We start from the raw sequence: 26,122 nt of genomic DNA on the forward strand, positions 1-26,122 counted from the left end.
CGGACGTTCAACACTTGAGTTGGGTTACAAAAATCGGCGGTAAAGGATTTGCTCGCTCGTCGCCACCCTGCCAAGCAGCGCAAGAAGTGTCACTGGGGCTGGTGGCCTCCTGGGTTCCCCGGGGACATGGGAGCCTATTTTCTCCGTCTGTTTATCCCCTTCCCGATTAGGCGGCGAAAGGGCTGCGCTTATGCCGTCTGTTTTAAAGTTTGGACGCCCCCTGATTAACCGATCAGGCATCCGCTGCGTTTTTTCGAGCAACCCACAGGTCATTAGTTAGCAGGTTGCTGAAATACCGGTGGACACGTCATCGCGGAAAGCGCTTGAAACGTTGATAGAAGACACACCACGCGTGCCGCGCGAATTGCGGGCAAATCGCGTCTTTGCTCGCCTCTTTGTCTGTTTCGGTGCACCCGTAGACTACCTGGCACGGCCCAACCCTTCGGCGACCCATTGTGTTCACGATCATCATCCCCACCCATGACCGGCCGCTGCTCCTGCGTCGCACGCTGAAGTCGCTCATCGCGCAGACGTGGCGCGAGTTCGCCGTCATCGTCGTGTCGGACTCCTCGACTTACCTGCCGCCCTACGCCGAGCTGAGCGAGCTCCAGAGCCGCTATACCTACATCGTGCGCAGCGGCACGTCCGGCCCGGGCGAAAGCCGCAACCTGGGCCTCGCGCTCGCCCAGTCACGCTATGTGATGTTCCTCGATGACGACGACACGCTCGAACCCGGTCATCTCGAAGCCGTGGCACGCCAGATTGGCGACGGCTCGCCCGAGCTGCTCTACTGCGACTTCAAGGTCTGCCATGAAGACCGCACGACCGAGCCGCCAAGCGTCGAATCGATCGAGCCCGTGTCGATCTCGGGCGTAACGGCCGATAGCGTCTACGTGCTCAACCGGGTGCCGAACAGTTGCATCGTCTACCGGCGCGACGTCGTGGCGGACGTACGCCACGACACCGGCCTCAGGCTTTACGAAGACTGGGACTTTCTGCTCGCGTGCCTGCGTGGTCGCACGCTCGTGCACATGCCAGTCGACTCGGTAACCATCCACAAGAGCCGCGCGTGCGCGCCGGAAAACATGCGCCGCGGCAACTCGCGCGACGATCTCATCGGCGCGACGATGCTCGAACTCTACCGGCGACATCCGGCGCCCAGCATGGCAATACGGCTCGAGCGCCTGGCGTTGATGGCGTCCGCCGGGCTCTCGCTCGACCTCGACAGCTTCTGAGCTGCGCGCTCATCATTGGGGTTCGGGGATCTTGTGCCATGAAAGCGCTCGCTTGTTGAGCGCTATGCTGTATCTGAGATGAAGGTAGGCCCTTCGGAGTCGGTTTGTAGGAACGGGCTCCAAACAGCCATAAGCTGCTTCAGTACGAAAGGCTGCGGTGGTGAACGTTATGGTTAAAAGCCGGGGTTAGACCTCGGCATGTATGAATTAGAGAGACGAGCGCAAGCGAACCACTGACGACGCATCGAAAGACCCTTTAGGCGACATCGAAACTGAGACGGATCCCTTCTCATTATCAGCATGGCGGGAACCTGCTTATTGGCCATGCGGTGTCCGGTGTATAGGTGGCGTGACTCCAATTCAGGCTCAGATACGGAACTTGGGAACTCTTCATGTGATGCCAAGGGAAAACCTTATAAGTGTGAACCACGAAGGGGGAAAGTACCGATGCACGTGAAGGGGGCGGATCATCCAGTAGTAGCGATGAAGCGCTTGTAATGAGCGTGGAGCGAAGGGGATGACTCAGTTCAAAGAAGGCTATCGCCAACCGGGAAACCGGGATGAGCATCTGTCTTCCGCGTCGATTTGTCATTGCGAGATGGCAAGAGAATGACTGGGACGAGCCGTGTAAATCGAGAGATTTACGCACGGATCTGTGGGCGGCTGGTGGTGAAATTCCGCCGGCCGACCCGGCAATGGAACAGCGAACCGACATAAGACGGATTTCGTTGAGATGCATAAACCTATCGCCATCGAAAACAATTTGGCAACAGGGTTTTGCAACGGTTTCCGCCTTACCTGGCGGACTGAACGTAGACGATGCACAAACGTTGGTTTGTGCAAGTCCGACCATGCGGGATGCCGCACTCACGGGGCTTCCCAGCGGATAGCACAACCCTTACAGTAAGTAGGTTCGCTGTTCCATTGATCCCAGAACCTTTCATTCGAAAAAGAGACTACGAGGAGCTGGGCGTGCCCACCGTTTCCGTCATCATCCCGCCCACTGGGACCTCGCTGCTCGGCGCGTGCGTCGAGTCCGTTTTGAGGCAGACGTCATGCAGACGTCAAGCCCGTGATCGTCATCGACGGGCCCGAATACATCGAGCCATTCCGCAGCGCGATCGCCAGGCTTGACATGCGCCGCGCGGACATCTGCGCGCTGACGGCTAACGTCGGCCGCAATGGCTTTTACGGGCACCGCGTCTATGCAGTCTTCTCGCACCTGACCGACAGCGACCTCATCTGCTTTCTCCATCAGGACAACTGGCTTGAGCCGGATCATGTGGCGAGTCTCCTCGACGCCATCGAGACGAACGCCTGGGACTGGGCTTTCGTCTTCAGAAATGTGGTCGATTCCGACGGTGCGTTTCTCGTGCACGACGAGTGGCAAAGCGTTGGCCCGTGGAACCAGACTTCGCCGCACAAGCTCGTCGACACGAACTGCTATTGCCTGCGCATGAGCGTAGCTCAGCGTTTTGCGAGCCACTTGCACGGCGGCTTGAGGCAGGACCGCGCGTTCTACGCGGCACTAAGCCAGGGCGCGCCAAATTACGGCACGACCGGTCAATACACGGTCAACTATCGCATGCGAGGCGATCTTCAGGATGCCGTAATTAATTTACTCGTGCGCGAAAACTTCGCCATGCACGCGCGCTATCCAGACGGCCTTCCCTGGCTCGACAGGAACACGGTGGCGCCCCATGGCGTGCTTGACAGCGAAGCCGGCTGAACCGGGCGCTTGTCCAGGGGCAGCCCGTTTTTGCGCTAGTCGGCCCGTCCGTCAGCCCAGTTCGCCGACGAGCCGGACGAAATGATCTTCGAGATGGCGAGTGAAGCGCGGCGTATCGAACAACACCCCGCTTTCCCGCACCCGCCCAAGCTGCTCGCGCAGCTTGCGGCAGTACGCCGGGTCATTCGCAAGCACGACCGCCTTCTCTTCGTACCCGCCCAGGTCGCGAGTAATCAGCTCCTGCATGCCCGCACCGGTCAGTAGCGCGCCGGCCATGCGCGAGGCGAAGGTGCGGCCCGTGCATGTGAGCACGGGCAGCCCCATCCACAGCGCGTCGTTCGCGGTCGTGCCCGCGTTGAACGGGTACGTGTCGAGGAAGAGATCCGCCGTGGCATAACGCGCGAGATAGTTCTCCGGCGACACACGCGGTGCGAAGACGAGGCGCGCCTCGTCCACGCCGAGCCGCGTCGCTTCGCGGCGCAGGTTCGCCTGTGCCCACGGATTGTCCGCGAGGAGCCACAGCACGCTGCCCGGCACCCGCTTGAGGATGTTCATCCACACCGCGAACACTTCGGGTGTGTACTTGTAATTGTTGTTGAACGAGGAAAACACGAAGCCGTCGCGTGGCAAACCGCAGCTCTCACGCGACGGAGCTGGGCCGCTGATACGTTTGCGGTCGCTGACCTGATAAACGTCGGGCATATACAGCGGCTTTTCCGCGTAGTACTGCGCCGAGTCCCGCGGAATCAGGAATTCATCAGCAATCACGTAGTCGATGAACGGCAGCCCCGTCGTGGCGGGCAAACCGAGATAGGTGATCTGCACCGGCGCAGGGCGATACGCGAGCAGCTGGGGCCGCGCACCGAGAGTCTGGCCTTGCAGGTCCACGAGAATGTCGATCTCGTGCTCACGCAGCAGCCTTGCCGCTGCCTCGTCGCTGAGGTGGTCGATGCGCTCGAAGTGGTCCATCGCGCCGATCACACGCTGGCGCAGGGCCGAGCCGTCGTCGCGCGACCAGCAGTAGCCGTAAACCTCGAAGCGCTCGCGGTCGTGCAGCTCGAAGAGCTCGACCGTCAGCATGGAAACCGGATGCAGACAGAAGTCCGACGATAGATAGCCGATGCGGATCTTGTCGTGCCCATACGCCGAGCGGTTCGTGAGCGCGGGAACATCGAGATCGATCTTCGCCTTGACGTAGTTCCGGGCGGCCGCGAGCTGCATGGCGGGATCGTCGGAAAGGCTGATCATCGCCAGCGCGGAGGTCGCGTCGCGCGTCGCCTGAGGATCGACGCCGTCGATGGTCGCGTAGACCGGCCATTCGCACTGTTTGGCGCGCAGGAACACCCAATGATGCAGCACGTCGGGTTGCATCGGCGCGAGGCGCAGGCTCTTCGTGAGCGCAGCGTGCGCTTCGTCGTAGCGCCGTGCGTTCTCGTGCACGCGGCCAAGATTGTTCAGCGCGGACACGCGCAGCGCCCGCTGGTCCGCAATGTCGGGCGACGCATGCTCCGCAACCCAGGTCCACTCGGCAATCGCCTCGTCGATCTGGTTCGTGCACTCGTGAATGACGGCGAGGCTGAAATGCGGATTGACGAAGTTCGGCGCGAGCTCAATCGCCCGCCTGTACACGGCCTTCGCCCCCTCGGCATCCCCGGCGTTGAATAGCGCTACGCCGAGATTGAAATAAACGAAATGATTGACGGGCGTGCTGTTGCGCGCCAGCCAGGTCTGATAAAGCACGGCCGCGAGCTCGAACTGGCGGTCCGCCTCGAAGCGATTGGTCTGTTCGAGCAGCCCGGTCATATCGAGCTTGCCGTGCCAGGCCTGCAGAACTAGAGATTCAAAACCCGTTTGGGAGGACGCCATGAGTCGACTCGCATGCTTGCACAACAACTTACGGCCGCCAGAGTTCAGGCGGCCACCTGCATTGAAAGCGGCGCGGGCGGCTACGCCGGCCAGCTCGCGCCCCGATCGGAGCCGCCACAGTTTAATCTGAAGCGGCCACTGACACTTTTCCATCCCGCTCCGGACGCGGCCGATCCCGATACACTGAATCGTGACGCGCGCCGGAGCGTGACCAGCCTTACAGCGCCAGCTGGCTGGTCTGGTCCGTCGACATCGCAATGACCTGGGCCGGTTGCAGCGAATGCACCTGGGCCGTCGTCATCGCCGCCACCTGATCCGTCGTCAACGCCTTGATCTGGTCGGTGGTAAGCGAAGCGATTTGCTGGGTCTTCATCGCGGCAATCGACTGCGTGGTCAGCGCGACAACCTGGGCCGTCGTCATCGCAACGACCTCGGTCGTCGTCATCGCGGCCACCTGGCCCGTGCTCAGCGCATGGACCTGGTCGGTCGTCAGGCCGTTCTTCACCTGGTCGGTCGTCAGCGCCGCCACTTGCGCGTATGTCAGCGCAGCCGCTTGCGAAGTCGTCATGTTGCGCAGCTGGGCCGTCGTCAGCGCTGAGATCTGCGAGCCCTTCATCGCCGAGATGTCGCCGGTCGCAAGCGCGCTCGCCTGATCCGTCGTCAGCGCCGCCACGTCCGCTGTGGTCAGCGCCGCCGCCTGGGCCGTCGTGAGCGCATGGACCTGGTCGGTCGTCAGGCCGTTCTTCACCTGGTCGGTCGTCAGCGCGGCAATTTGAGCCGTGGTCAGCGTCCCCGCCTGGGTGGCGGAGAGATGGCTCAGCTGATCGGTCGTCAGCGCCTGGATCTGAGTGGACTTGAGAGCCCCGAAGGCGCCCGACGTCAGCGAGTTGACCTGGTCGGTCGTGAGCGACGCGACCTGATCGGTCGTCAGCGCCGAAACCTGTGCCGACGTCAGCGCGTGGACCTGATCGGTGGTCATGCTGCTGACCTGATCAGTCGTCAGCGCCGTGATCTGGCTGGTCTTGAGCGCCGCCACGTCGGCCGTGCTCAGAGCCGAGGCCTGATCGGTTGTGAGCGCCGCGACGGCGGCCGTCGACAGCGCACCCGCCTGGCTCACGCTGAACGCTTTGATCTGCGTAGTCGTGAAGCCATTTTGGACCTGATCGGTCGTGAACGCCGCCACTTGCGTGTAGGTCAGCACAGCTGCCTGCGCCGTCGTCAGATTGAGCAACTGGCTGGTCGTCATGTGCGCGACCTGTGCCGTCGTCAACCCGCCGATGGACGACGCGGCGATTGCGCTCGACTGGTCCGTCGAGAGGCCGGCCACGTCCGCGGTCGTGAGTGCCGCGACTTGTGTCGAACTCAGCGTCTTGACCTGGTCGGTCGTCAGACCGTTATCGACCTGATCGGTCGTGAGCGCGCCGATCTGCGCCGTGGTCAGCGCACGGATCTGGCTGGTCGAAAGGTTGCTCAGCTGGCCCGTGGTCAGCGCGGTGATCTGTGCCGTCTTGAGCGCCGCGACCGCTGCCGCCGTTAGCGCGTTGAGCTGGTCCGTCGTAAGTTTGCTCACCTGATCGGTCGTCAGCGCGGCGGTCTGGGTCGTCGTGAGCGCATGAGCCTGGTCGGTCGTCAGCGCGACCAGCTGGCCCGTCGTCAGCGCGGCAACCTGCTGCGTCTTGAGGCCCGCAACCGCCGTCGTCGTGAGCGCGTTGAGCTGGTCGGTACCCAGCACCGCAACGTCGGTCGTCGTGAGCGCGCTGGCCTGCGCCGCCGTCAGCGCATGGGCCTGGTCGGTCGTCAGGCCGCTCTTGACCTGGTCACTCGTCAGCGCCGCCACCTGGGTGGACGTGAGCGCGTGCGTCTGCGTCGTCGTCAGCGCGTTCAGCTGGCCCGTCGTCAGCGCGGCAACCTGCGTCGGCTTGAGCGCCGCAACCGCTGCCGTCGTCAGCGCGTTGAGCTGGTCGGTACCCAGCACCGCAACGTCGGTCGTCGTGAGCGCACTGGCCTGCGCCGCCGTCAGCGCATGGGCCTGGTCGGTCGTCAGGCCGCTCTTGACCTGGTCACTCGTCAGCGCCGCCACCTGGGTGGACGTGAGCGCGTGCGTCTGCGTAGTCGTCAGCGCGTTCAGCTGGCCCGTCGTCAGCGCGGCAACCTGCGTCGGCTTGAGCGCCGCGACCGCTGCCGTCGTCAGCGCGTTGAGCTGGTCCGTCGTGAGTTTGCTCACCTGATCGGTCGTCAGCGCGGCAGCCTGGGCCGTCGTGAGCGCATGAGCCTGGTCGGTCGTCAGCGCGACCAGTTGGCCCGTCGTCAGCGCGGCAACCTGCGTCGGCTTGAGACCCGCAATGTCAGCCGTGGAGAGCGCATCCAGCTGGCCGGTTGTCAGCGCCGAGATGTCACCGGTCGTCAGCGCACCGGCCTGCCCGGCCGTGAGCGCGTGGACCTGATCGGTCGTGAGGCCGTTCTGGACCTGATCGGTCGTGAGCGCGCCGATCTGCGCCGTGGTCAGCGCACGGATCTGGTTGGTCGAAAGGTTGCTCAGCTGGCCCGTGGTCAGCGCGGTGATCTGTGCCGTCTTGAGCGCCGCGACCGCTGCCGTCGTCAGCGCGTTGAGCTGGTCCGTCGTGAGTTTGCTCACCTGATCGGTCGTCAGCGCGGTGGCCTGGGTCGTCGTGAGCGCATGAGCCTGGTCGGTCGTCAGCGCGACCAGTTGGCCCGTCGTCAGCGCGGCAACCTGCGTCGGCTTGAGACCCGCAACCGCCGTCGTCGTGAGCGCGTCGAGCTGGTCGGTCGACAGCGCGGCAACGTCAGCCGTCGTGAGCGCGCCGGCCTGCGCCGCCGTGAATGCGTGCACCTGGTCGGTCGTCAGGCCGCTCTTGATCTGGTCACTCGTCAGCGCCGCCACCTGGGTGGACGTGAGCGCGTGCGTCTGCGTCGTCGTCAGCGCGTTCAGCTGGCCCGTCGTCAGCGCGGCAACCTGCGTCGGCTTGAGCGCCGCAACCGCTGCCGTCGTGAGCGCGTTGAGCTGGTCCGTCGTGAGTTTGCTCACCTGATCGGTCGTCAGCGCGGCGGCCTGGGTCGTCGTGAGCGCATGAGCCTGGTCGGTCGTCAGCGCGACCAGCTGGCCCGTCGTCAGCGCGGCGACCTGCTGCGTCTTGAGACCCGCAACCGCCGCCGTCGTGAGCGCGTCGAGCTGGTCGGTCGACAGCGCGGTAACGTCAGCCGTCGTGAGCGCGCCGGCCTGCGCCGCTGTGAATGCGTGCACCTGGTCGGTCGTCAGGCCGCTCTTGATCTGGTCACTCGTCAGCGCCGCCACCTGGGCGGACGTGAAAGCCTGCGTCTGCGTCGTCGACAGCGCGTTCAGCTGGCCCGTCGTCAGCGCGGCAACCTGCGTCGGCTTGAGCGCCGCAACCGCTGCCGTCGTGAGCGCGTTGAGCTGGTCGGTACCCAGCACCGCAACGTCGGTCGTCGTGAGCGCGCTGGCCTGCGCCGCCGTCAGCGCATGGGCCTGGTCGGTCGTCAGGCCGCTCTTGACCTGGTCACTCGTCAGCGCCGCCACCTGGGTGGACGTGAGCGCGTGCGTCTGCGTAGTCGTCAGCGCGTTCAGCTGGCCCGTCGTCAGCGCGGCAACCTGCGTCGGCTTGAGCGCCGCAACCGCTGCCGTCGTCAGCGCGTTGAGCTGGTCGGTACCCAGCACCGCAACGTCGGTCGTCGTGAGCGCACTGGCCTGCGCCGCCGTCAGCGCATGGGCCTGGTCGGTCGTCAGGCCGCTCTTGACCTGGTCACTCGTCAGCGCCGCCACCTGGGTGGACGTGAGCGCGTGCGTCTGCGTAGTCGTCAGCGCGTTCAGCTGGCCCGTCGTCAGCGCGGCAACCTGCGTCGGCTTGAGCGCCGCGACCGCTGCCGTCGTCAGCGCGTTGAGCTGGTCCGTCGTGAGTTTGCTCACCTGATCGGTCGTCAGCGCGGCAGCCTGGGCCGTCGTGAGCGCATGAGCCTGGTCGGTCGTCAGCGCGACCAGTTGGCCCGTCGTCAGCGCGGCAACCTGCGTCGGCTTGAGACCCGCAATGTCAGCCGTGGAGAGCGCATCCAGCTGGCCGGTTGTCAGCGCCGAGATGTCACCGGTCGTCAGCGCACCGGCCTGCCCGGCCGTGAGCGCGTGGACCTGATCGGTCGTGAGGCCGTTCTGGACCTGATCGGTCGTGAGCGCGCCGATCTGCGCCGTGGTCAGCGCACGGATCTGGTTGGTCGAAAGGTTGCTCAGCTGGCCCGTCGTCAGCGCGGTGATCTGTGCCGTCTTGAGCGCCGCAATGTCCGTGACGCTGAGTGCGCCGATTTGCTCGGAAGTCAGGGCGGCGATGCCTGCGCTGCTAAGGGAAACCACAGCCGAGGTAGTGAGCGCCCCAATCGCGTCCGTCGTCAGCGCCTCGACTTGATCCGTACTCAGCGCGCTAAGGTCCGCCGACGTCAACGCCCGAGCTTGTGTGGTCGTCAAGGCAGCGATCTGCGCCGTAATCATCCCCGCTACGATCGAAGTCATGCTTCATCCTGTCTAGATTAATTTTGTTTCGAACGGGCTTCTTCGATACGTACCGTGCGCCGCTCTATCCGTACATCCGGCCGGCCAGCACGACTCCCCGGCCCCAATTCATTAACGACATAACGATCAGAAACTTTAGAAAGGCCCGGTAATAATCTGTCTGTTTCATCGGACAAATTCGTTCGCGCGATGAAAGCAATGATTTGAAAGAAATATTCGAAAACCTGTTTTGCGGCTCCTTCCAGCAGGCTGCTGAAATAGACCCCAGCGGAAGCTGCTTCACTCCGTTCTTGCGGCTCTCGCCGTAAGATTTTTCGCATTGTGCAATTTCAATGCGAATTCAACGTCTTTTTTCAGTGTTTTGAGGCCAATTTGTGGCCCCCATTGCCGAGTTTTCCGCCACTAGGCCATGTTCAACACGAACATCTGGTCCACCTTCTCCAACCCGCGCACCATCACCTGGCGCATGCGCCCCACCGTCTTCGCCCACCTGAAACCTTGTTCGATCAGCGTGCGCTTTTGCCGCGAAATGGCGTAACCCACGCTCAAGGCAATCGTATCGGGCACGGCCGAACGCCGCCCCGAGGTGTTTTGCGTGAACCGCCTCCGATTTTTCTGGACACGAATTTGGGGTAAAACCTGTGTCTGGAAATGGTTCGAAGATGCTGAACAAGTCGAAAGTCGCTGATGCTGTGCGTGGGGCGGTAGAAGGAGCGCGTAGCGCGACTGGAAGCGCCCCAGGCGCGGGCGCCGAAGTGAAACGGTGGTCCGTCAACAGGAGGAAAGAAGTCGTCCTGCGCCTGTTGCGCGGCGAGCCGGCGGTCGCCATTTCGCGCGAGGTGTCGGTGCCGATATACCGGCTCGAAGAATGGCGTGAGCGAGCCTTGGCCGGTATGGATGCCGGCCTCAAGGAGCGCTGAACGATCCGCTGGAGGCAAAGCTTGGCGAGGCCACCTGGCGCATTGGCGAGCTGGTTATGGAAGTCGAGATCCTGCGCAAGGAACGGCAGGCCCGACACTCTTTGGGCAACCGGAGGAATGGAATGAGCGCCTCCCACCCGTGAGCGGTAGGAGTTGAAGGCAGGAAGCTGGGCCCTCACGGGGCGACGGCATCAAAGTGCCCAAAACGGAAGATCATAGAGATTTTCCAGAGCCAAGCCAGAGGACTCTCATGAAGCTCACGCCCGTTGGGATCGGAAGAACGTCATGCAGGTGCACTACGTGGATGAAGAGACCGGGGAGGTTGTGAACAAGCCGATCAAACGTGCGCAGTTCCTCGAGTATTTCGCGAACCGCGCGCCGTGCCTGATCGGGATGGAGGCTTGCGGCGGTGCGCATCACTGGGCACGGCAACTCACGAAGATGGGGCATCAGGTGAAGCTGATGCCGGCGGAGTTCGTGAAAATGTTCAACATTCGCAATAAGAGCGATGCGGCGGACGCCCGGCGATCTGGCTAGCAGTGCAGCAATCGAGCAAGCCGGTCGCGGTAAAGACAGAGATGCAGCAAGCGATGCTGGCGCTACACCGGACGCGCGAACAACCCGCGCCCCAGCATCAACCCGGAAGTCGATGCCTGTAAACAGGGATTTGTCTGTTTGCGCAGATTTCTCAGGCCGGCGGGAATCACAAACTCCTTATTTCCGCCAACCTGGACCATCAGTATCTGGCGACGCGGTGATACTCGCGAGTGGCTGCGGCGCAGTTCATCGCTTTGAAGTGTCCGCCCTCTAATTCAGACTTGCCCCTGGTCGCAAGCGCAAGCACCGCTTCGTCGATTTTCTGAACGCGACGCACGAGCTTTAGGGTCTCGTCATCGACGTCGCCTGTGAGCGACATTAGCAACGGCGAGCGCCGCTCGCTCAGCCGGGCGGCCTCAGGCCAGTCTGCCTGTTGGGCCGCATGTTCGATCGCCTGGGATAAGGCAAGAAGACTTTCGGCCAGTTCGCGCGATGTCATGTCGTATAACCCTTACGCTCAGTTCTTACCGTTGGCCAGTGCACCCGCGCTGTTCGTGCCGCCGAACAGCTGCGTCAGGTACTGCGAGTTATTGTTCATCGTCGCCATCAACGTGTTGAGCGCCGTGAACTGCGCCTGATACTGGCTCGTCAGCTGAGCGGTGTAGGCCGTGAGAGTGGTTTGCTGCGAGGCGATGCTCGTGAGGTCGGCGTTGATGGTAGTCGTTTCGGTATCCATGATACCGCCAGTCCGCGTGAGGTTCGTGATGCTATTGTTCAACTGGGCGGCAATACCGTTCGTCGAGTTGAACAGCGAGGCAACGGTCGCCGGCGAGCTTGTCAGCGCAGTGTTGAGCGCGTTGCTGTCTGTGGCCATCGAGCCATCTGCATTTAACGTGATGCCGATCGAGGCGAGCGTGAGCGACCTATTGCCGCTCTTGACGCCGCCACTCACGATGCTAGCAAGCGAGTTCTGGATCGTGTTGGCCATCGAGTCGCCCAGCAGCGGGCCGGCCTGCGACCCTTGCGCCTGCGTGCCGTCGAACGACGTGAGCGCGCCCATCGTCGTGACCAGCGTGTTGTACAGGCTGACGAAGTTGGTGATCGCCGTTGCCTCGGAGGTCGTGTCGGACGCAATGGTCAGCGTCTGTGCGTTGCCCGTCGTGACACCCGATGACGATGTGGTGCCGAGCGCGGCGGCGGTCAGGTTCAGCGTGACGCCTGCGATTGCTGTCGTCGACGTGTTGGCGGAACTGCTGACCGGCGTACCGTCTACGGTGAAGAGCGCATCTTGCGCCGCCTGCGTCTGGTTCCACGCGACGCCACCCGACGAAGTGACTGGCGAGGCCGTCATGCTCCCAAGACTCGACAGCCCGTCCCCTGCCTGCGCGCCACTCACGGACACGCTAACGGCGTTCGAACCGCCGTTGGACGAACTCAGCACAAGCTCCTGTGAACCGTTCGCCGTGGTGACAATATTCGCGGTCACGCCTGGATTATCGCTCGCCTTGTTGATCGCCGATGCGATGTCGCTTAGCTTGTCATTCGGTGAGCTGATGGCGACGCTCATCGGCTTGCCGCCGATCGACACAGTTATCGTACCGGCACCTAGCTCCTGGCTCGCGCTGAACGTGCCTGACGTGAGCGACGGCGACGACTTGACACCGAGACTCGACAGCCCGGCATCGCTTTGCACGTTGCTGGTGGACACGCTGATGGTGTTCGATGCACCCGTGGATGTCGAGCGCATCACGAGGTGCGCGCCGTCCGTGCCGGTGACGATGGTGGCCGAAACACCCGGATTATTGGTCGCGGAGTTGATCGCCGCGGCAATGCCACTCAACGTATTGTTCGTCGAGTCGATGTTGACGCTCATCGACTGGCTGCCGAGCGAGACGCTCAGTGTCCCGGTGCCGAGCACGGTGGTCGCGTTGAAGGCGCCCGAGGAAATTGTTTGTGCCTGCGCGATCTGCTGGACCGAGATGGCATAGCTGCCCGCGACAGCGCCCACGCCGGCGGTCGCGCTCAGGCCCGAGCCGCTTGTCGTCGCCGTGTACGACGCCAGCGTGGTGCCGTTCGCGAGGTTGGTCAAGCTGGCCTGCAATGCCGACATGGCCGCCTTGAGCGTACCGATCGCGGAGATCTTGGTGTTGTCCGCGGTTGTCTGCGCAGTCAATGCCGACAGCTGGCCGGCCGTCTTCGAGTTGACCAGCGCGGTGACCAACGAAGAGACATCGAGTGACGAATTGCCGGTGGAACCGCTGATGACCGACTGTGCGGCTTGCTGAAGCGCGGCATTGTTGCTCGCGGTTGCGGCGGCAGCAGCTGATGCTGTCGAGACGGTTGACATGGAACGGCTCCCTCGCGTAGATGACTCAGATACGTTGTTGTTTATTCAGAATGCAGGGCAGGAGGCCGTGCCTCCCGTGAACCTTGAACATATCGCCTACGCACCGCATGATGCGCGCGACGCGTAGGCTTTTTACTGCAAGAAGCCTTATTGTAGGAGCTTCAGAACCTGCTGCGGCAGCGAGTTAGCTTGTGCCAGCACCGAGATGCCAGCCTGTTGCAACACTTGCGCCTTGCTCAGATTCGCCGTTTCCTGCGCGAAGTTGGCGTCCGTGATGTTCGATTGTGCTTGCGACAGGTCGGTCGACTGGGCCTGCTGGGTCGTGGCGATCGCCGTGAATCGGTTTTGTGCTGCACCCAGACTTGCCTGGATGTTGTTCATGGTCGTCAGCGCGTTGTCGATCGACTCCATCGCCTGGGTCGCGCCGTTCGTCGTGCTGACGTCGATGCTTGAGACGGCTTGCGTGTTGCCAGTGAAATTGGCGTTCAGGACCGTACCCGGCGTGGCGACAAAAGCCAGCGTCGATGGACTACCGGCAGCAGCGGGCGCGGTGACTTTGAAGACAGCGTTAGCGACAGTGCTGGAAAGCGCAGTGCCGTTCTGATCAGAGAACTGGAAGCCACCGTTGCCATCCGACTTCACCGTGATCGCGGTGATCGCGCTCGACGGCAGCGGGATCGTCGCAGTACCGGAGTTGTCGGTACCGGTAGAGTCAATGTCGAGACCACCGATAGTGCCAAGGGTCGTGCCGGCGGCCAACGTCGTGTTGTTGTTGGTGCCGATCGAGGCCATGACCTTGGCCGGATCAAGGGTGCCGCCAGCCAGGGTCGAGGGAGGCGTAGTGGTGAGGTCGAACATGGCGGTGACGGCCGGAGCACCGACCGACTGATTGTTCTGGTCGGTGAACGTGTAGCCGCCTTTGCCGTCTGCCTGGATATTGACCTGCGTGATTTCATTGCCGGTGCTGGCGGCCGTCCATTGCGCGCCGTTGGAATCGACGGACACCGATAGCGTGCCGAGCGTTGCGCCGGCCTGTACCGCGCCGTTGCCGATCGAAGCCGCCGAAAGATTTTGTCCCAGATTCAGGCCGACCGTCTGGCCAACATTCGCACCGACCTGGAACGACACGCTGCCTGCCGAACCGTCCAGAATGTTCTTGCCGTTGTACTGCGTTTGCGATGCGATCCGGTTCACTTCGGCAATCTGCTGTGACACTTCCTGTTGCAGCGCTGCCCGGTTGTCATTCGTCAGACCGCCGCTCGACGCCTGCACTGCCAGCGTACGGATACGCTGCAGGCTCGATGTGATCTGTGCGAGGCCACTGTTGGCCGTCTGGATCATCGAGACGCCGTCGTTCGCGTTCGACACGCCCTGGTTCAGACCGTTGATCTGCGTTTGCATGCCGGTCGAGATGGCCAGGCCTGCTGCATCGTCCGCCGCGCTGTTGATGCGCTTGCCCGACGACAGGCGGGTGATGGCTTGCGAGAGGGCGCTTTGCGAGCCACTGAGGTTCTGCTGGGCAACCAGCGAGTTGATATTGCTATTGATTCCGAGCATGGAAAATCTCCTGTATAGGCGTTGAGCCTTACATGCCACATTGGCATCGGCGGAAGCATTTCACTGCTAGCCACCTCACTAGGAGATGTCGGCCTCAGATCACGAAACTTTAGATTTCATCGGGTAAATTAAAATCAAAAACCGGAAACAGACCGGTATTCGGTTCATCACGCCACCTGTCAAGGTAGCTTGCCAAGGTTAACGGTAGGCCGACACCGCCGTCAGCAATAACCCGTCACATCGAATAACTGTATCCATCAGCCCGCTGCAGAACGACGCAGTATCGATGGTGGATCCCAGTAACCGGTCCGTCTGGCTTGTGCACGTCAAAATAGCCACGCGAGCGGACCGCCACTCGCCCCGTATGGATGCCGGCTTTCTTGCCGGTCGGGACAGTTGCACGAACGCGATCACCGGTCTGAACGTTATGGATGCGCTTGTTGCGCATCAGATAGGCACGGGGGAAGCCATATGCATTCACAAGTGTTCGCTGGTATCGGCCTCGGCCCGTACACTTTATCTTGATGACGGGAATGCGCCAGCCGACGACAGCCGTGACTGCGCCCACACATACCGCATCCAGAGCCGGCGACTTGGGAAGAGCAAGGCGTGTACGGTTCCATTTCGTGCGTCCGCCGCTGGACAGATCGACAGGGAGCCCAGTCGTTGCGAGGAACTGTGCGATGGCCGAACGCGTGCCGTCGACCGCCGCGCGATCTCTCTGTGGCGCGTTTGTCCAGTTTCGCAGCCGCACGAGCCGCGCCCGATCGGTGACGAACTCGCCAATGTCACGCCCAGCTCGCCGCGCGATGCAGGAAGTACAGGCCAGGATCAAACCGGATATGTGCCTCGCCGGCTCGCCTGCCGTACGAAGATCGATCGGGTCAATCTGCAGATGCTGGCGGTCGGAATCGCAATAGACGCATTGACGTCCCCACTTATCCAGGAGATACGCGCGAATCTCGTGGGCCGCGATTTCAGCATGCTCCTCATTGTCGGGGGCGCTTTCGTCACTTTCTGCCGCCGCGAGGTCGTAACGCACCAGTTCGTTAGCAAGTCCGCTTACTGGTGCCCAACGGATAAAACGCGTCACCCAGGATTTTGTCGTGTCGACCCGATGTCTCAGGCTGGGAGGGAGCCAGCCACTGGTTCGTGCGGGATTGGCATAGTGCGGAGCCCGGTACCGCAGGTTAGCGCTGCGCCTGCGTCGGCGGAAGTTGCTGCGGGCAGACAGGCCCTCGCTGATCTGACGCCCCCGATGTATCAGTTCAAACAGGTTAAGAACGGCGGTCGACTCGCCATCCTCGCGCACCAGTGCGAGTCCGGTTATCTTGCTCCCCGGTTCAATTTTAATGCGCACCGGCTGCAACCTACTTTCCTCGAGGAGTCGGTCTGTAAGGCGAATGACAAACGGCATCACGCGATGAACGCGTGCGCGCCGACGCTCGAGCATCAGCCGAGCCCGTTTCTCCGAACACGGCATTAATGGTCTACCGCGTCGATCCAGTACGAATACTGCCATGTGTTCTCAATTGTCCCTTACGGAACCTTGTTACGGGAGCCACCTGGGCTCCGCTCCCCTCGCCAAAGTTGTACAGCAGCGTTACCCTGCGACCCGTTTCGTGCTTGCTCGAAGCGTGTCTACTGCCGCAGGTTCCAGGGTCCGCAACTGAGGAAGCATCGCGGAGTGGGTCTTGAACTTCTGCACAACGTAGCCCCTTGCGGGGCTCTGGCTGGTCAACCTCGGGCTTTTGCAAGCCTCGGCCTTAGGCCGGAGCGATTGACTGCTGGCCGCCTCATTCTAGGATTTCGGCAAAAACAGAGCGAACTTGAGGGTCGTGTCCAAGATAATATTCTCAGCGGGTCGTCTCTGCTGTTTGCACCAGATTTGACAAAATACCTGATCCCGCTCGACGGGCTCGTGCGACCTGATCCAGACGAAAAAAAACCGACCGGGTTAGGGGTCGGCGAAGGATTCTGGCCATTCCGAGGGCCATGCCAGAACCTGAGAGGGCCACATTATGCCGCAGACTGGCCGGCGAAGGCTATCCGCATCCAGTTCGCAGGGGATCACCATGATCTGGCAACTAGCGGCGCACGCATGCCGGGAGCAAGCCCGTCCAGATCTCGTCCGCGATGCTACGCTGGTCCCATTCCCGCGTGGGAAGCACCGCAATGGACAGTAGCTGGCCGGTCATGGGTGGCTCTACAACCCGGTGCCCGGGTAGCAGGGTAAAGATTTGCGTATTGCATGTCGTTAACCAATCAGATAAGCAGAGACCATCTGACATGCCTGTGCGTCAGCGTGGCGCCGGCTGAACAAGGCAATAAGCTCTTCGGGGAATGAATCTTGAATCAACAACGATCGTCATGGTCCCGCACCGCGGCCCCTGGCGAAGTCATCTACTCTGAAGGTTACGCAGGCGATGCCGCTATCTTCGTGATCGCAGACGGCAAAGTCGAAATCTCCACCTATTGCGACGAAAAGAAGGTCGTCCTCGCCACCTTGGGCAAAGGCGAATTTTTCGGCGAAGCAGCCCTGCTGTCTTCCGAACCCCGAGCACACAGCGCGAAAGCACTGAGCTTCTGTCAGTTGACCGTTATCTCGGCCGACGTCGTGGAAGAGGAACTTGAGCGAGTGTCGCCGCTGCTGCGCCATATCGTGCGTACCATGATCCGCCGGGCCAAAAAGAAGGACGACATCCTTGCCACTTACACGCACGCTGATTTTCTGCCGGGAGTCGTTTCATACGCACACGTTCTGGCGCTGATGGCGGGCAGCGAGAGCGCGGATCGGCCTGACGCACGTATACGCCGCGCGCCAGGCGAAGAGTTCTCGGTGCCTTTGCCCGAAGTCATCAGGAAGTGCCATGCCATTGCCGGCCATTCCCGGCCGCATGTGATGGCGATGCTCAAGCGCATGGAGAAACTCAACCTGGTCACGCTCGAACCTGGCCGCTCCGACCGCTTGAGCAGCATGTCAACGCGATATTCAGCGCAAGACGGCGCGACCAGCCGGCAGCTCGTCACTTTCGATTCGATCCGGATCACAGATCGAGCCCAACAGGTGGCAGACCAGGAACTGGACATCTCCATTAGCAGCGAACTCGAGCTGATCGAACTGCCTGACCTGGAAGCGCTGATCGGCGTCGATAAGAAGCTGATTCTGAACAAGCTGTCCCACGCGGAAATCGCGGAAGACATTTTTGCATTCCGCAAGACTAAAGTCCTGAATTACGTCGAGCAAAAAGGCATTGCGTATTTTTCACGACGCAATTCACGTGACGCTAGCGATCTGAAATCGCTTGACGATCTGGAGTTCGTCGACCAGCGGACCCTGTTCGAAGCTGTGAATGCTTTCGACACCTATGACCTCGCCAAACTGCTCTCCGCGGTGACCGGCCAGCCTGTTGGTGAGCGCCTGCTGTCGGTGATGACCGAGGCGAGAAAGAAAGAGGTGTCGTGGGTCATGCGGCGGGACATCAGGATCGATCCGCTCGAGATTGCCGGGATCGAGGAGCGATTGCTCGATACGGTGCGGGCCATCAAAGCTCCTGCGGGCAACACAGCATCATTTTCGAGTCTGGGTGCCTGATACCCGGTTCGCGGACACCCGCTTATTCCGGTTTGGGCTGGCGGTACGCGCGGCCGTTGGAGAGGATATATGGATCTTTTGACCCTGTTCGGCGCATTGTTCGGTGGGACGGCCGTCGTCGCCGGATTTCTGCTCGAGGGTGGGCAATTCAGTACCCTCTTTCAGATGGAGGCGTTCGTCGTCGTGTTTGGGGGCACCCTCGGCGCGGTGATGATTCAGAACACCTGGGCGAGGTTCTATGACGGCGTCAAGCAACTGCGGCTCGCCTTTGTGAAAGCGCGCCAGGTCGACCGCGAAAGTCTGGCGGTTCTGCTCGAATGGGGCGATCAGGCGAAGCTGAACGGCATGCTGGCATTCGAGTCGATGGAAGTCGGCGGCATCAACCCGTTTGCCAGAAGAGGGCTGGAATTGCTGGCCAACGGCGTATCTACCCCGGTGCTGGAAGACGCCTTGCAAAGAGAGCTGGATGCCTACGAGCGCAATCACATGGCGGGCGCGCGAATCTGGCAGCAGGCGGGCGGGTATGCGCCGACCTTCGGCATCCTCGGTGCCGTACTCGGCCTGATTCAGGTCACCGGTCATCTGCTCGACCCCGCGCAACTCGGCGCCGGCATCGCGGTTGCGTTCGTCGCCACGCTTTACGGCCTCGCTTTGGCGAACCTGGTCTTTCTGCCGTTGTACGGGAAGATCAGGGCGCAAGTGGATAGCGAATTGCGGTTCCGGCGTTTATATCTCGACGGCCTGCTGGCGATATCGCGTAAGGAATCGCCCCATACGATCGAAACCCGGCTGGCGGGCGACGTGCGCGAAAGATCGGCTGAGTTGCTGGGATAGGCTGCGTCAGGCTCGCGCTGGCATACCATTCAATCGCTTCCAAAGCAGACTTTAGTCGATGAACACCTCCTCTTCCAGCAGGCGCGGCGCCTCGGACGGGACTGCCTACGAAGACGACGTCGAGGCGCAGTCCGGGCGATGGCTGATCTCCTACTCGGACCTCATCACCACGCTGATGGTGCTGTTCCTCACGCTATACGCGTTGCAACTTGCCCGCTACAAAGAGCTGGAAATGAAAACTTTCCAGCAACGCATTGCCAGGGAAAGAACGAAGGACGCCTTCGCCCAGGCCTGATGCGGCAAGGCAGCAGCTACTCGCTCTTCTGGAACCGCTTCGCGACACCGGTCAGATTACACTTGCGAGCGCCAGCCACGGCATCGAGATCGCAATCAACGCGAAGGTTCTGTTTTACTCCGGCGACGCACGCTTGCTGCCGGAAGCTGTTGGGGTGTTGAATCAGGTTGCGGTGGTGCTGCGCGATCATTCCGCAAACAACATTCTCGTAGAGGGACACACTGACAGTTCGCCGATATCGACGGCGAAATACGAATCCAACTGGGAGCTGTCGTCGGCACGGGCGGGATCTGTAGTTCGATTCTTCGCCGACAAAGGAATCGAAGCCCGCAGGATGGCCGCAATTGGCCGGGCTGATAATTTCCCCTTGATTCTCGGAGATACTGCGTCCGCGCGTGCTGCGAATCGCCGCGTGACCATCCTCGTGGAGGATCAAGCCATGGAGGGCAGCAGCGCGTCGTATGGACCCGGGTGAACGGATGCGTGACCCGATCAGATGCCTCAGTGATCGGACCGTGCCGCGTCAGATAGCCAGGCGCCGCCGCGAGCACGTGCCAGATTTTCAGTCGAAGCCACCCACACGCTGCAGGCAGCGCCCTGGACCTACCGCAGCCCGCCGTGCCAATGCTGGACCGCAAAGTCTCCAGAAATGCCGATCCGCCGCAGAATGTAATTGCTGGGTTGCAAAAACAATCATGACCGTTTCGGCGGGCTTTTTTCGTCCCTTCAACGGGTAGTCTGAAAGGACCATGGTGGAGACATTTCCCCTCTGAGCGGCGCAACGCCGTCCCACATTTTTCCTTACGATCGTCGGCTTGGGGACATGCTAGTGACGCGGCATTATCATGATCCGGCTATACGCTGTGCGAACAGTCAAAGAGCCATGCGTCCGTAGATCGCTAAGCCGGTCCTTTATTACAGATGGCGGGTAAGCGCCAAACAGAGGACACCTGGCTTCGTCGGCTTCTAAGGGCGACGATTGCGTCCGCAACCTACATTGCGGACGCAAACCATGAGCGACGATGAGATTGACTTTCTGCCACTTCGGGTCATTCGGGAATGCTCCAACGGCAAGCGCAGGTATGACCCTGAGGGTAAGCGCCGACTGATCGAGGCGTGCTTGCGGCCAGGTTTCCTCTTTCAGCGACCGCTCGGGATCGGGGAATTTGAGCGGAGATACCGACGATTGCGGAGCGACACCGACGCGCAAGCCGCGCCACAGAAAGTCTGTCGCTAACTATGGCCGCAGCCATGCCAGTGGCGGCCGTAGGGATACACGGTCTGTCAAGCGCGCGGCATATTGAAGGTACCTGTCCCGCCAGGACGATGCGGACAGGCTCCCCCCAGGATTGCTTCGTTAGTCATGAGGAGAACACGCACGAACGTCATAGTGAGTTGGAGTCAAACGCCATCAGAAGCTTCACGACCTCCGCGTTCAATTCACTGGACTTTTCCGTGATCGGGCCGAAACCCTTCGCCTTGCGAATCGCTTCCTGCGTCGTAATCACGGCCCCGAGCTCAAGGAGAAGTGCGTCGGAAATGGGTGGCGGATCGATGTTCATGTCACTTTAACGACACCAGCAACCCAAACTTTAGATGCGTGGACCGAACGCTGAACGGCCGACCTGAGTCATGTTTCGGACCGGGCTTAGCCCGTCGGATGTGACATAAAACCTGGTGAGCGGACGTCCTGCTTGACGCTCTCCACATTAACGTTATTAGTAACAATATCAAATTTCCGTTACTAATAACGTAAAATAGAGATGGTCAACTACATCAGGACAGATCATGCGCGCACCGGCAAGCGACAAGGTAACCGGCACCATGGAAAAACGGGGTCGTGGCCGGCCACGAAAACCGGATGCGCTGTCGAACGCTGAACGTCAGGCCGCGTGGCGGGCACGGCACGGCGCCCGCACAAAATCCGTTACCGTAACGAAAAACGTCCCCACTCTTACCGAAACCCACGACGTGCTGGTGCAGGAATGCGAGCAGCTGCGTGGCGAACTGGCGCGGGCGCGGCGCGAGCTTGAGGTGATGTCGCGGGGGACGCCGTCCACCTAGGCTCCTGCAAACGTGGCGGCGGTTCTCTGAATGCGGACCTTTCTATAGGCGGCTAAGGAAAATGACAATAAAAGAACGAATAATCGATGATGTCGCGGGGATGAGTGATCACTCGATGGGCGAAGACTCAACAGGTTCCGCAAATAAGAGCAACGAATTAACTGAAGCCGGGAGCAACATCCACTCTCTGGTGCATCCGGCGGCAGGTAGCCCACAAAGAGACCTTGGAATATTACTTATGGTTCAGGACAGGTGCGTTATGTACGACGGCCGGCTCATCTACGAAGCGACGTCGTGTGACGAAGCCATCCTTTACAGGGATCGACTGTACAATCTGTACTATTAGGAGCCGCCAGCGGCCTGGTTCACATACAGCCCAGTCGCTCCGGCGAACACCCGCAGGCAGATCTGAAGGACTTCAAATGAAGGGCGCTGTAGGCTGATGCAGTTGCCGGGCATATGGCGCAGAAACTTATGTTGCGTGCGAGTGCGACGGTCCCGATAGTGGCCTCAATCTTGTGACTTGACACAACATAAGTAACTCAGTTTCGTGGTCGAACATCCGCGCAACCATGGAGGTTCGCCATGTTCGATCAGCTATTGGCCCGGCCGGCTCTGTTGTCGGCAGAACGGGCTGGCGCAAACGTTTTGCGTATCGTTATTCATCTGTGCATGGCTCGATTGAGGGGATTGATGATCGCGGGTTCCATGCCTGCGTTGATTGGCCCCCGTCGAGTCCAGGATGCCAGGGCCGGGCGTCACTGGTTGTCACGCGAAGTCGCGAATGTTCTGTCCATCCCCCTTGTTACACCTCGCGCCGTCGCCTGGGCCCCTGCTGCCTGTCAGTCGGGTTTGCGCTCGGAACCCGACAAGGCGAAATCGTTGACTCCGTTTTGAAGCGCAGAAATCCGAAATGATCTGCCGGCCGCCGAAGGCAGCGCAACTTCATGGTCCTGATTTCGCACCAGGATAAACACTTATCCGTTCCGAATTTCCGAACTGACTTGCCGCGGGTTATTCACTGGGATATTCCAGGCAGGATGGACTTCGCAAACGTTAAACCATCAGATTTACACTCCTGAACGATTTGCAAAGTTACCCGAAATATCGTCGGCCCAAGAAATTCTCGTTAAAAATCGCTAAAGTTTCTTTCTGCATTGCCGTTAGAACCTGTGCTGGCCGTCCCGGCTCGAATTGCGAAACAGTGGTTTTTCGCCGATTCACTTTATCTGGACGAGAAGGGCGTGGGATGCGGCTGGCAACGCCCGGTTCCTGGTCTTCCCGGGCGAATCCTTCCATCTGTTTTCGGGGAATTAAATGAGCAAACTTCTTAAAGCATTTGTTCGTGACGAGCGTGGCGTCAGCGCCATCGAATACGCCATTCTGGCAGGCATCATTGTGGTGGCGCTGACGGCGGTTGGCACGGCGTTCAACACCGGCGTCCAAGGCTTGTTTACCACGTTGCTCTCCAATATCAAAACGGCGAGCAATCCCTAACGGGCGAAGCCGGAGGTCCGGGCGTTGCTGGTTCGGACCTCCGCTGGTCTTCCCTCATTTCATGCCACCAACACTGTGCACCTATTGTCTCTCGCCATCCGTCTGGTCGTGCTGAGCGCGCTGCTCTGGCTCGCGGTCATCGACGTTCATTCGCGGCGCTTGCCGACCAGGGTCGTGCTGGCGGTCGGCGCGCTGTTTTTCGCGGACGCGGCAACCCTTCGGCTGACCCTCGATCAGGTGATGGTCCATCTAGGGTTGGCACTAGGCGTCTTCCTCGTCTGTGCTGCGCTCTTCGCCGCAAAGATGCTTGGCGGAGGCGACGCGAAGCTTGCCGCAGTCATTTTCCTGTGGGTCGGCCTGCGTCTCGCGCTCCCGGCCTTGACGCTGATTTCAATGATCGGGACGGTTGTGTCCCTGATCAGTCTTGCCACGCGAAACATGAAACCGGAGCAGCGTTCGTGGCCGTTGCGGGCACTGGCAATGTTTTCGGGAGCGCGCGGTGTTCCGTACGGCGTAGCGCTTGCCTTTGGCGGCGGCCTGGTGATTGTGCTGCCTGCCGTGCTGCCCCTGATTCTGAAGCGATAGGACGGCGTCTCCATGTCAAACATCATTAAATTCGCCGTGCTTATCGTCGGTGCGCTCATGATCGCGCTGATCGTTCGCGTGGTCGTCGCGAGCGGTTCGCATCGGTCGAAGCCCATCGTCGATACGCAGAAGGTGCTGGTCAGCGCGGCCGACCTGCCGCAGGGTCTTCTGCTGCGCGACGAGGATCTCGGCTGGAAGCCAGTGCCGGTCGCGGAAGTGCCGCCGGGCGCTATCGTGTCCGGTGCGCCGGACGCCCTGGAACTGAAGGGTGCGTTGCTGCGCCATGCGGCAGCAAGCGGCACCGTTCTGGTGGCCGAAGACGTGATCCTGCCGGGCGCCCCCGGTTTTCTCGCGGCGACGCTCAAACCTGAAATGCGCGCCGTGTCGGTGGCCGTCGACGACGTGTCCGGTAACGCTGGTCTGATCCAGCCGGGCGACTACGTCGATCTGCTGCTGACGCAGCAGATGGATCGCCGCACCGATTTACCTGACCTTGCGGTGTCGAGCGAAACCGTCGTCGAGCACGTCCGGGTACTGGCGGTCGGGTCGGAAATCAAGCGGCCGAAGAACAGCGACACGCCGGAGGTAGTCGGCAACCGTGCCCGCACCGTCACGCTGGAAGTCACGCCACGGATGGGGGAGGTCGTGTCCGTCGCGGCGCGGCTCGGCAGTCTGTCGCTCGCGTTGCGCAGTTTCGCGACGGCTTCGCGCGACCCCGCGGTTCCGATGGCTGCTTCCGCGGCGCAGCCTGCGCCGGTTTGGGCCGGCGACATCTCGCGCGCCGTGCGCGATCTGCCGCGCTCGCGCGCGGTCCAGGTCGCCGCCGCAGCGCCCGCACCCGTCGCGCCGCGGCCGGTCACGATCTACAGAGGCTCCGAGAAATCCGACGCGACGACGAGCGCGGCCGCGGGAGGCGACAGCGCGTCACCGCCGCTGCCTTCCATGCCCGCGTCGCGCTGATGCCGTTCAAACCGCTGGACCAGATCCATTCGCCAGGATAGAGAGACGTCAGATGCCGTTCAGTCCGATTTGCAAAGCAACATGGGTGATGGCTTGCGCGGTATGGTGCGCGGCACCGGCGCTCGCGGCTCCCCCGTATGCGGTCAAGCCGCACGCCACCTCCGCCCGCGCGGTGCCAGCCGCTTTGTCGCACGCCGCAGTAGCCCGGACTGTCGCGGTGGCGCCGGACGGGATGCCGGACTACGCGTCGGGGCCGCTGAACATCAGCGCGGGCAAAGGCACGCTGGTACGTCTGAACGAGGACGCCACCTCGGTCTTTGTCGCCGACCCGACGGTCGCGGACGTTCACGTCCCGTCGCCGAAGGCCGTGTTCGTGCTGGGCAAGAAGACCGGTACGACGACGCTCTATGTGCTGGGCGCGAATAACAGGACACTGGTGCAGCGCATGGTCGTCGTCGGACGCGACATGGACGGCCTGCGTAGCATGATCGCCGCTCGCTTTCCTGGCATGAACGTGCAGATGAGCACGGGTCAGGGCTCGTTGCAGCTTTCCGGCAAAGCGGCCAACCCCGCTGACGCCGATGCCGTCGTGCAGGCCGTCACGCCCTATCTGGCGGACAAGGAAGTCCTGATCAACCGGATGACGATCGACCGTCCGCTACAAGTGCAGTTGCGCGTGCGCATCACGGAGGTGGACCGGAACGTCACGCAGCAGTTGGGGATCAACTGGCAGGCGATGGGCAGTGCGGTCGGCAATTTCTACGGCGGCATCTTTAGCGGGCGTCCGATCTATAACCTGAACCAGCCGATCGTCGGACCCACGGGCCAGACGACCTTTCCGGTGAACCTCCCGTCGAACAACGCGTTTTCGCTGTTCGGCGCGTTCAAGACCAACAACGTCAATATCCAGGCGCTTGTCGATGCTTTGAACCAGGAAGGCCTGCTGACCGTTCTCGCGGAGCCGAATCTCGTCGCGTTGTCTGGGCAGACGGCCAGCTTTCTCGCGGGTGGTGAATTCCCCATTCCGGTGTCGCAGACCAATGGTGCGATCTCCGTCGAATTCAAGCAGTTCGGTGTGAAGCTCGATTTCACGCCGACCGTGCTGAACGATCACCGCATCAGTCTGAAGGTACGTCCGGAGGTGAGCCAGATCGACACATCGGTGAGCGTGACGACTGGGGGCATCACGGTTCCGGGGCTGAGTGTGCGCCGCGCGGATACGACCGTCGAGCTGGGGAGCGGCCAGAGCTTCGCAATCGGCGGCCTGTTGCAGAGCAATACTACCGACATCATTTCGCAGATTCCGGGTATGGGTTCCATTCCGATCCTGGGCAAGCTGTTTTCGTCGACGAACTACCAGAACAACAAGACGGAGCTCGTAATCATGGTGACGCCGTATCTGGTCGAGCCGACCGATCCGTCGAAACTTCGCACGCCGCTCGAATCGCTTGTGTCGCCCAGCAGCGACATCGAATACAGCTACAGGCGTCAGGCCGGCGACGGACCTTCTGCGTCTGACCAACCGCGTCTGGTCGGCGCGGCCGGATACGTCTATTGAGCCGCTTAT

The 26,122-nt window shown here is 61.3% G+C and carries 18 protein-coding genes and 4 pseudogenes; 13 read left to right on the forward strand and 9 right to left on the reverse strand.

The features are described 5' to 3' along the window. Window positions 1-455: 455 nt before the first annotated feature. Together BLW71_RS37265 and BLW71_RS37270 are read left to right on the forward strand one after the other, a co-directional pair. Window positions 456-1,235, forward strand: coding sequence for a glycosyltransferase family 2 protein (locus BLW71_RS37265; protein WP_091809357.1), 780 nt, complete (start codon window positions 456-458; stop codon window positions 1,233-1,235). A gap of 1,072 nt (window positions 1,236-2,307) precedes the next feature. Then, window positions 2,308-2,964 (forward strand): glycosyltransferase family protein, encoded by a 657-nt coding sequence (locus BLW71_RS37270; protein ID WP_091809359.1) that lies wholly within the window; start codon window positions 2,308-2,310, stop codon window positions 2,962-2,964. Window positions 2,965-3,015: 51 nt separating this feature from the next. Here the strand turns inward: BLW71_RS37270 and BLW71_RS37275 are convergent, their stop codons facing one another. The 4 genes and pseudogenes from BLW71_RS37275 to BLW71_RS37285 all read right to left on the reverse strand — a co-directional run. Next, window positions 3,016-4,830, reverse strand: a complete 1,815-nt coding sequence (locus BLW71_RS37275; RefSeq protein WP_091809665.1) for an O-linked N-acetylglucosamine transferase, SPINDLY family protein — start codon at window positions 4,828-4,830, stop codon at window positions 3,016-3,018. Window positions 4,831-5,047: 217 nt separating this feature from the next. After that, a complete protein-coding gene (locus BLW71_RS37280) occupies window positions 5,048-9,364 on the reverse strand; it encodes a beta strand repeat-containing protein (protein WP_143048430.1) in 4,317 nt (1,438 codons plus the stop codon). Window positions 9,365-9,381: 17 nt separating this feature from the next. Continuing rightward, window positions 9,382-9,684 carry a hypothetical protein gene (locus BLW71_RS41290; RefSeq protein ID WP_143048431.1) on the reverse strand — a complete coding sequence of 101 codons (303 nt, stop codon included), beginning with the start codon at window positions 9,682-9,684 and terminating at the stop codon, window positions 9,382-9,384. 82 nt (window positions 9,685-9,766) lie between these two features. Continuing rightward, window positions 9,767-9,958, reverse strand: a pseudogene (locus BLW71_RS37285) (IS5/IS1182 family transposase); the annotation flags it as partial. Between the two features lie 161 nt (window positions 9,959-10,119). Between BLW71_RS37285 and BLW71_RS42060 the strand changes: the two are divergent. Together BLW71_RS42060 and BLW71_RS37295 are read left to right on the forward strand one after the other, a co-directional pair. Then, window positions 10,120-10,284, forward strand: a complete 165-nt coding sequence (locus BLW71_RS42060) for a hypothetical protein (protein ID WP_218157154.1) — start codon at window positions 10,120-10,122, stop codon at window positions 10,282-10,284. A 250-nt stretch (window positions 10,285-10,534) separates the two neighbouring features. Continuing rightward, window positions 10,535-10,904, forward strand: a pseudogene (locus tag BLW71_RS37295) (IS110 family transposase); the annotation flags it as partial. A 116-nt stretch (window positions 10,905-11,020) separates the two neighbouring features. On the opposite strand, the gene BLW71_RS37300 reads toward BLW71_RS37295, so the two are convergent. The 4 genes from BLW71_RS37300 to iscB form a co-directional block, all read right to left on the reverse strand. Then, a complete protein-coding gene (locus BLW71_RS37300) occupies window positions 11,021-11,320 on the reverse strand; it encodes a flagellar protein FliT (RefSeq protein ID WP_091809361.1) in 300 nt (99 codons plus the stop codon). Window positions 11,321-11,338: 18 nt separating this feature from the next. Then, the gene (fliD, locus tag BLW71_RS37305) at window positions 11,339-13,168 is read right to left on the reverse strand and encodes a flagellar filament capping protein FliD (RefSeq protein WP_091809363.1); all 1,830 of its coding nucleotides are present in this window, start codon (window positions 13,166-13,168) and stop codon (window positions 11,339-11,341) included. 147 nt (window positions 13,169-13,315) lie between these two features. Next, a complete protein-coding gene (locus BLW71_RS37310) occupies window positions 13,316-14,725 on the reverse strand; it encodes a flagellin (protein WP_091809365.1) in 1,410 nt (469 codons plus the stop codon). 235 nt (window positions 14,726-14,960) lie between these two features. Beyond that, entirely contained in the window at window positions 14,961-16,247 is a 1,287-nt protein-coding gene (gene iscB, locus BLW71_RS37315; protein WP_091809368.1) for an RNA-guided endonuclease IscB, read from the reverse strand. A gap of 828 nt (window positions 16,248-17,075) precedes the next feature. On the opposite strand from iscB, the gene BLW71_RS37320 reads away from it, so the two are divergent. The 4 genes and pseudogenes from BLW71_RS37320 to BLW71_RS42540 all read left to right on the forward strand — a co-directional run. After that, window positions 17,076-18,320 (forward strand): Crp/Fnr family transcriptional regulator, encoded by a 1,245-nt coding sequence (locus BLW71_RS37320; protein WP_091809369.1) that lies wholly within the window; start codon window positions 17,076-17,078, stop codon window positions 18,318-18,320. Window positions 18,321-18,389: 69 nt separating this feature from the next. After that, window positions 18,390-19,154: a flagellar motor protein gene (locus BLW71_RS37325; protein ID WP_091809371.1), complete on the forward strand. Its 765-nt coding sequence runs from the start codon at window positions 18,390-18,392 to the stop codon at window positions 19,152-19,154. A gap of 58 nt (window positions 19,155-19,212) precedes the next feature. Continuing rightward, window positions 19,213-19,924, forward strand: a pseudogene (locus BLW71_RS37330) (OmpA family protein). A 522-nt stretch (window positions 19,925-20,446) separates the two neighbouring features. Continuing rightward, window positions 20,447-20,581: pseudogene (locus BLW71_RS42540) on the forward strand (IS66-like element accessory protein TnpA); the annotation flags it as partial. Between the two features lie 253 nt (window positions 20,582-20,834). On the opposite strand, the gene BLW71_RS41865 reads toward BLW71_RS42540, so the two are convergent. After that, complete coding sequence (locus BLW71_RS41865; RefSeq protein WP_177205209.1) at window positions 20,835-21,011, reverse strand: hypothetical protein; 177 nt, start codon at window positions 21,009-21,011, stop codon at window positions 20,835-20,837. Between the two features lie 226 nt (window positions 21,012-21,237). On the opposite strand from BLW71_RS41865, the gene BLW71_RS41295 reads away from it, so the two are divergent. The 5 genes from BLW71_RS41295 (at window position 21,238) to BLW71_RS37365 (ending at window position 26,113) form a co-directional block, all read left to right on the forward strand. Continuing rightward, window positions 21,238-21,513: a hypothetical protein gene (locus BLW71_RS41295; RefSeq protein ID WP_143048432.1), complete on the forward strand. Its 276-nt coding sequence runs from the start codon at window positions 21,238-21,240 to the stop codon at window positions 21,511-21,513. 1,317 nt (window positions 21,514-22,830) lie between these two features. Continuing rightward, window positions 22,831-23,010 (forward strand): Flp family type IVb pilin, encoded by a 180-nt coding sequence (locus BLW71_RS37350; RefSeq protein WP_091809377.1) that lies wholly within the window; start codon window positions 22,831-22,833, stop codon window positions 23,008-23,010. Between the two features lie 24 nt (window positions 23,011-23,034). Beyond that, a complete protein-coding gene (locus BLW71_RS37355) occupies window positions 23,035-23,595 on the forward strand; it encodes an A24 family peptidase (protein ID WP_286162241.1) in 561 nt (186 codons plus the stop codon). Window positions 23,596-23,607: 12 nt separating this feature from the next. After that, complete coding sequence (gene cpaB / locus BLW71_RS37360) at window positions 23,608-24,555, forward strand: Flp pilus assembly protein CpaB (RefSeq protein WP_091809382.1); 948 nt, start codon at window positions 23,608-23,610, stop codon at window positions 24,553-24,555. Window positions 24,556-24,607: 52 nt separating this feature from the next. After that, window positions 24,608-26,113 carry a type II and III secretion system protein family protein gene (locus tag BLW71_RS37365; protein WP_502686869.1) on the forward strand — a complete coding sequence of 502 codons (1,506 nt, stop codon included), beginning with the start codon at window positions 24,608-24,610 and terminating at the stop codon, window positions 26,111-26,113. The last annotated feature ends 9 nt before the right edge of the window (window positions 26,114-26,122 follow it).

This window comes from Burkholderia sp. WP9 (assembly GCF_900104795.1).
Classification (GTDB): domain Bacteria; phylum Pseudomonadota; class Gammaproteobacteria; order Burkholderiales; family Burkholderiaceae; genus Paraburkholderia.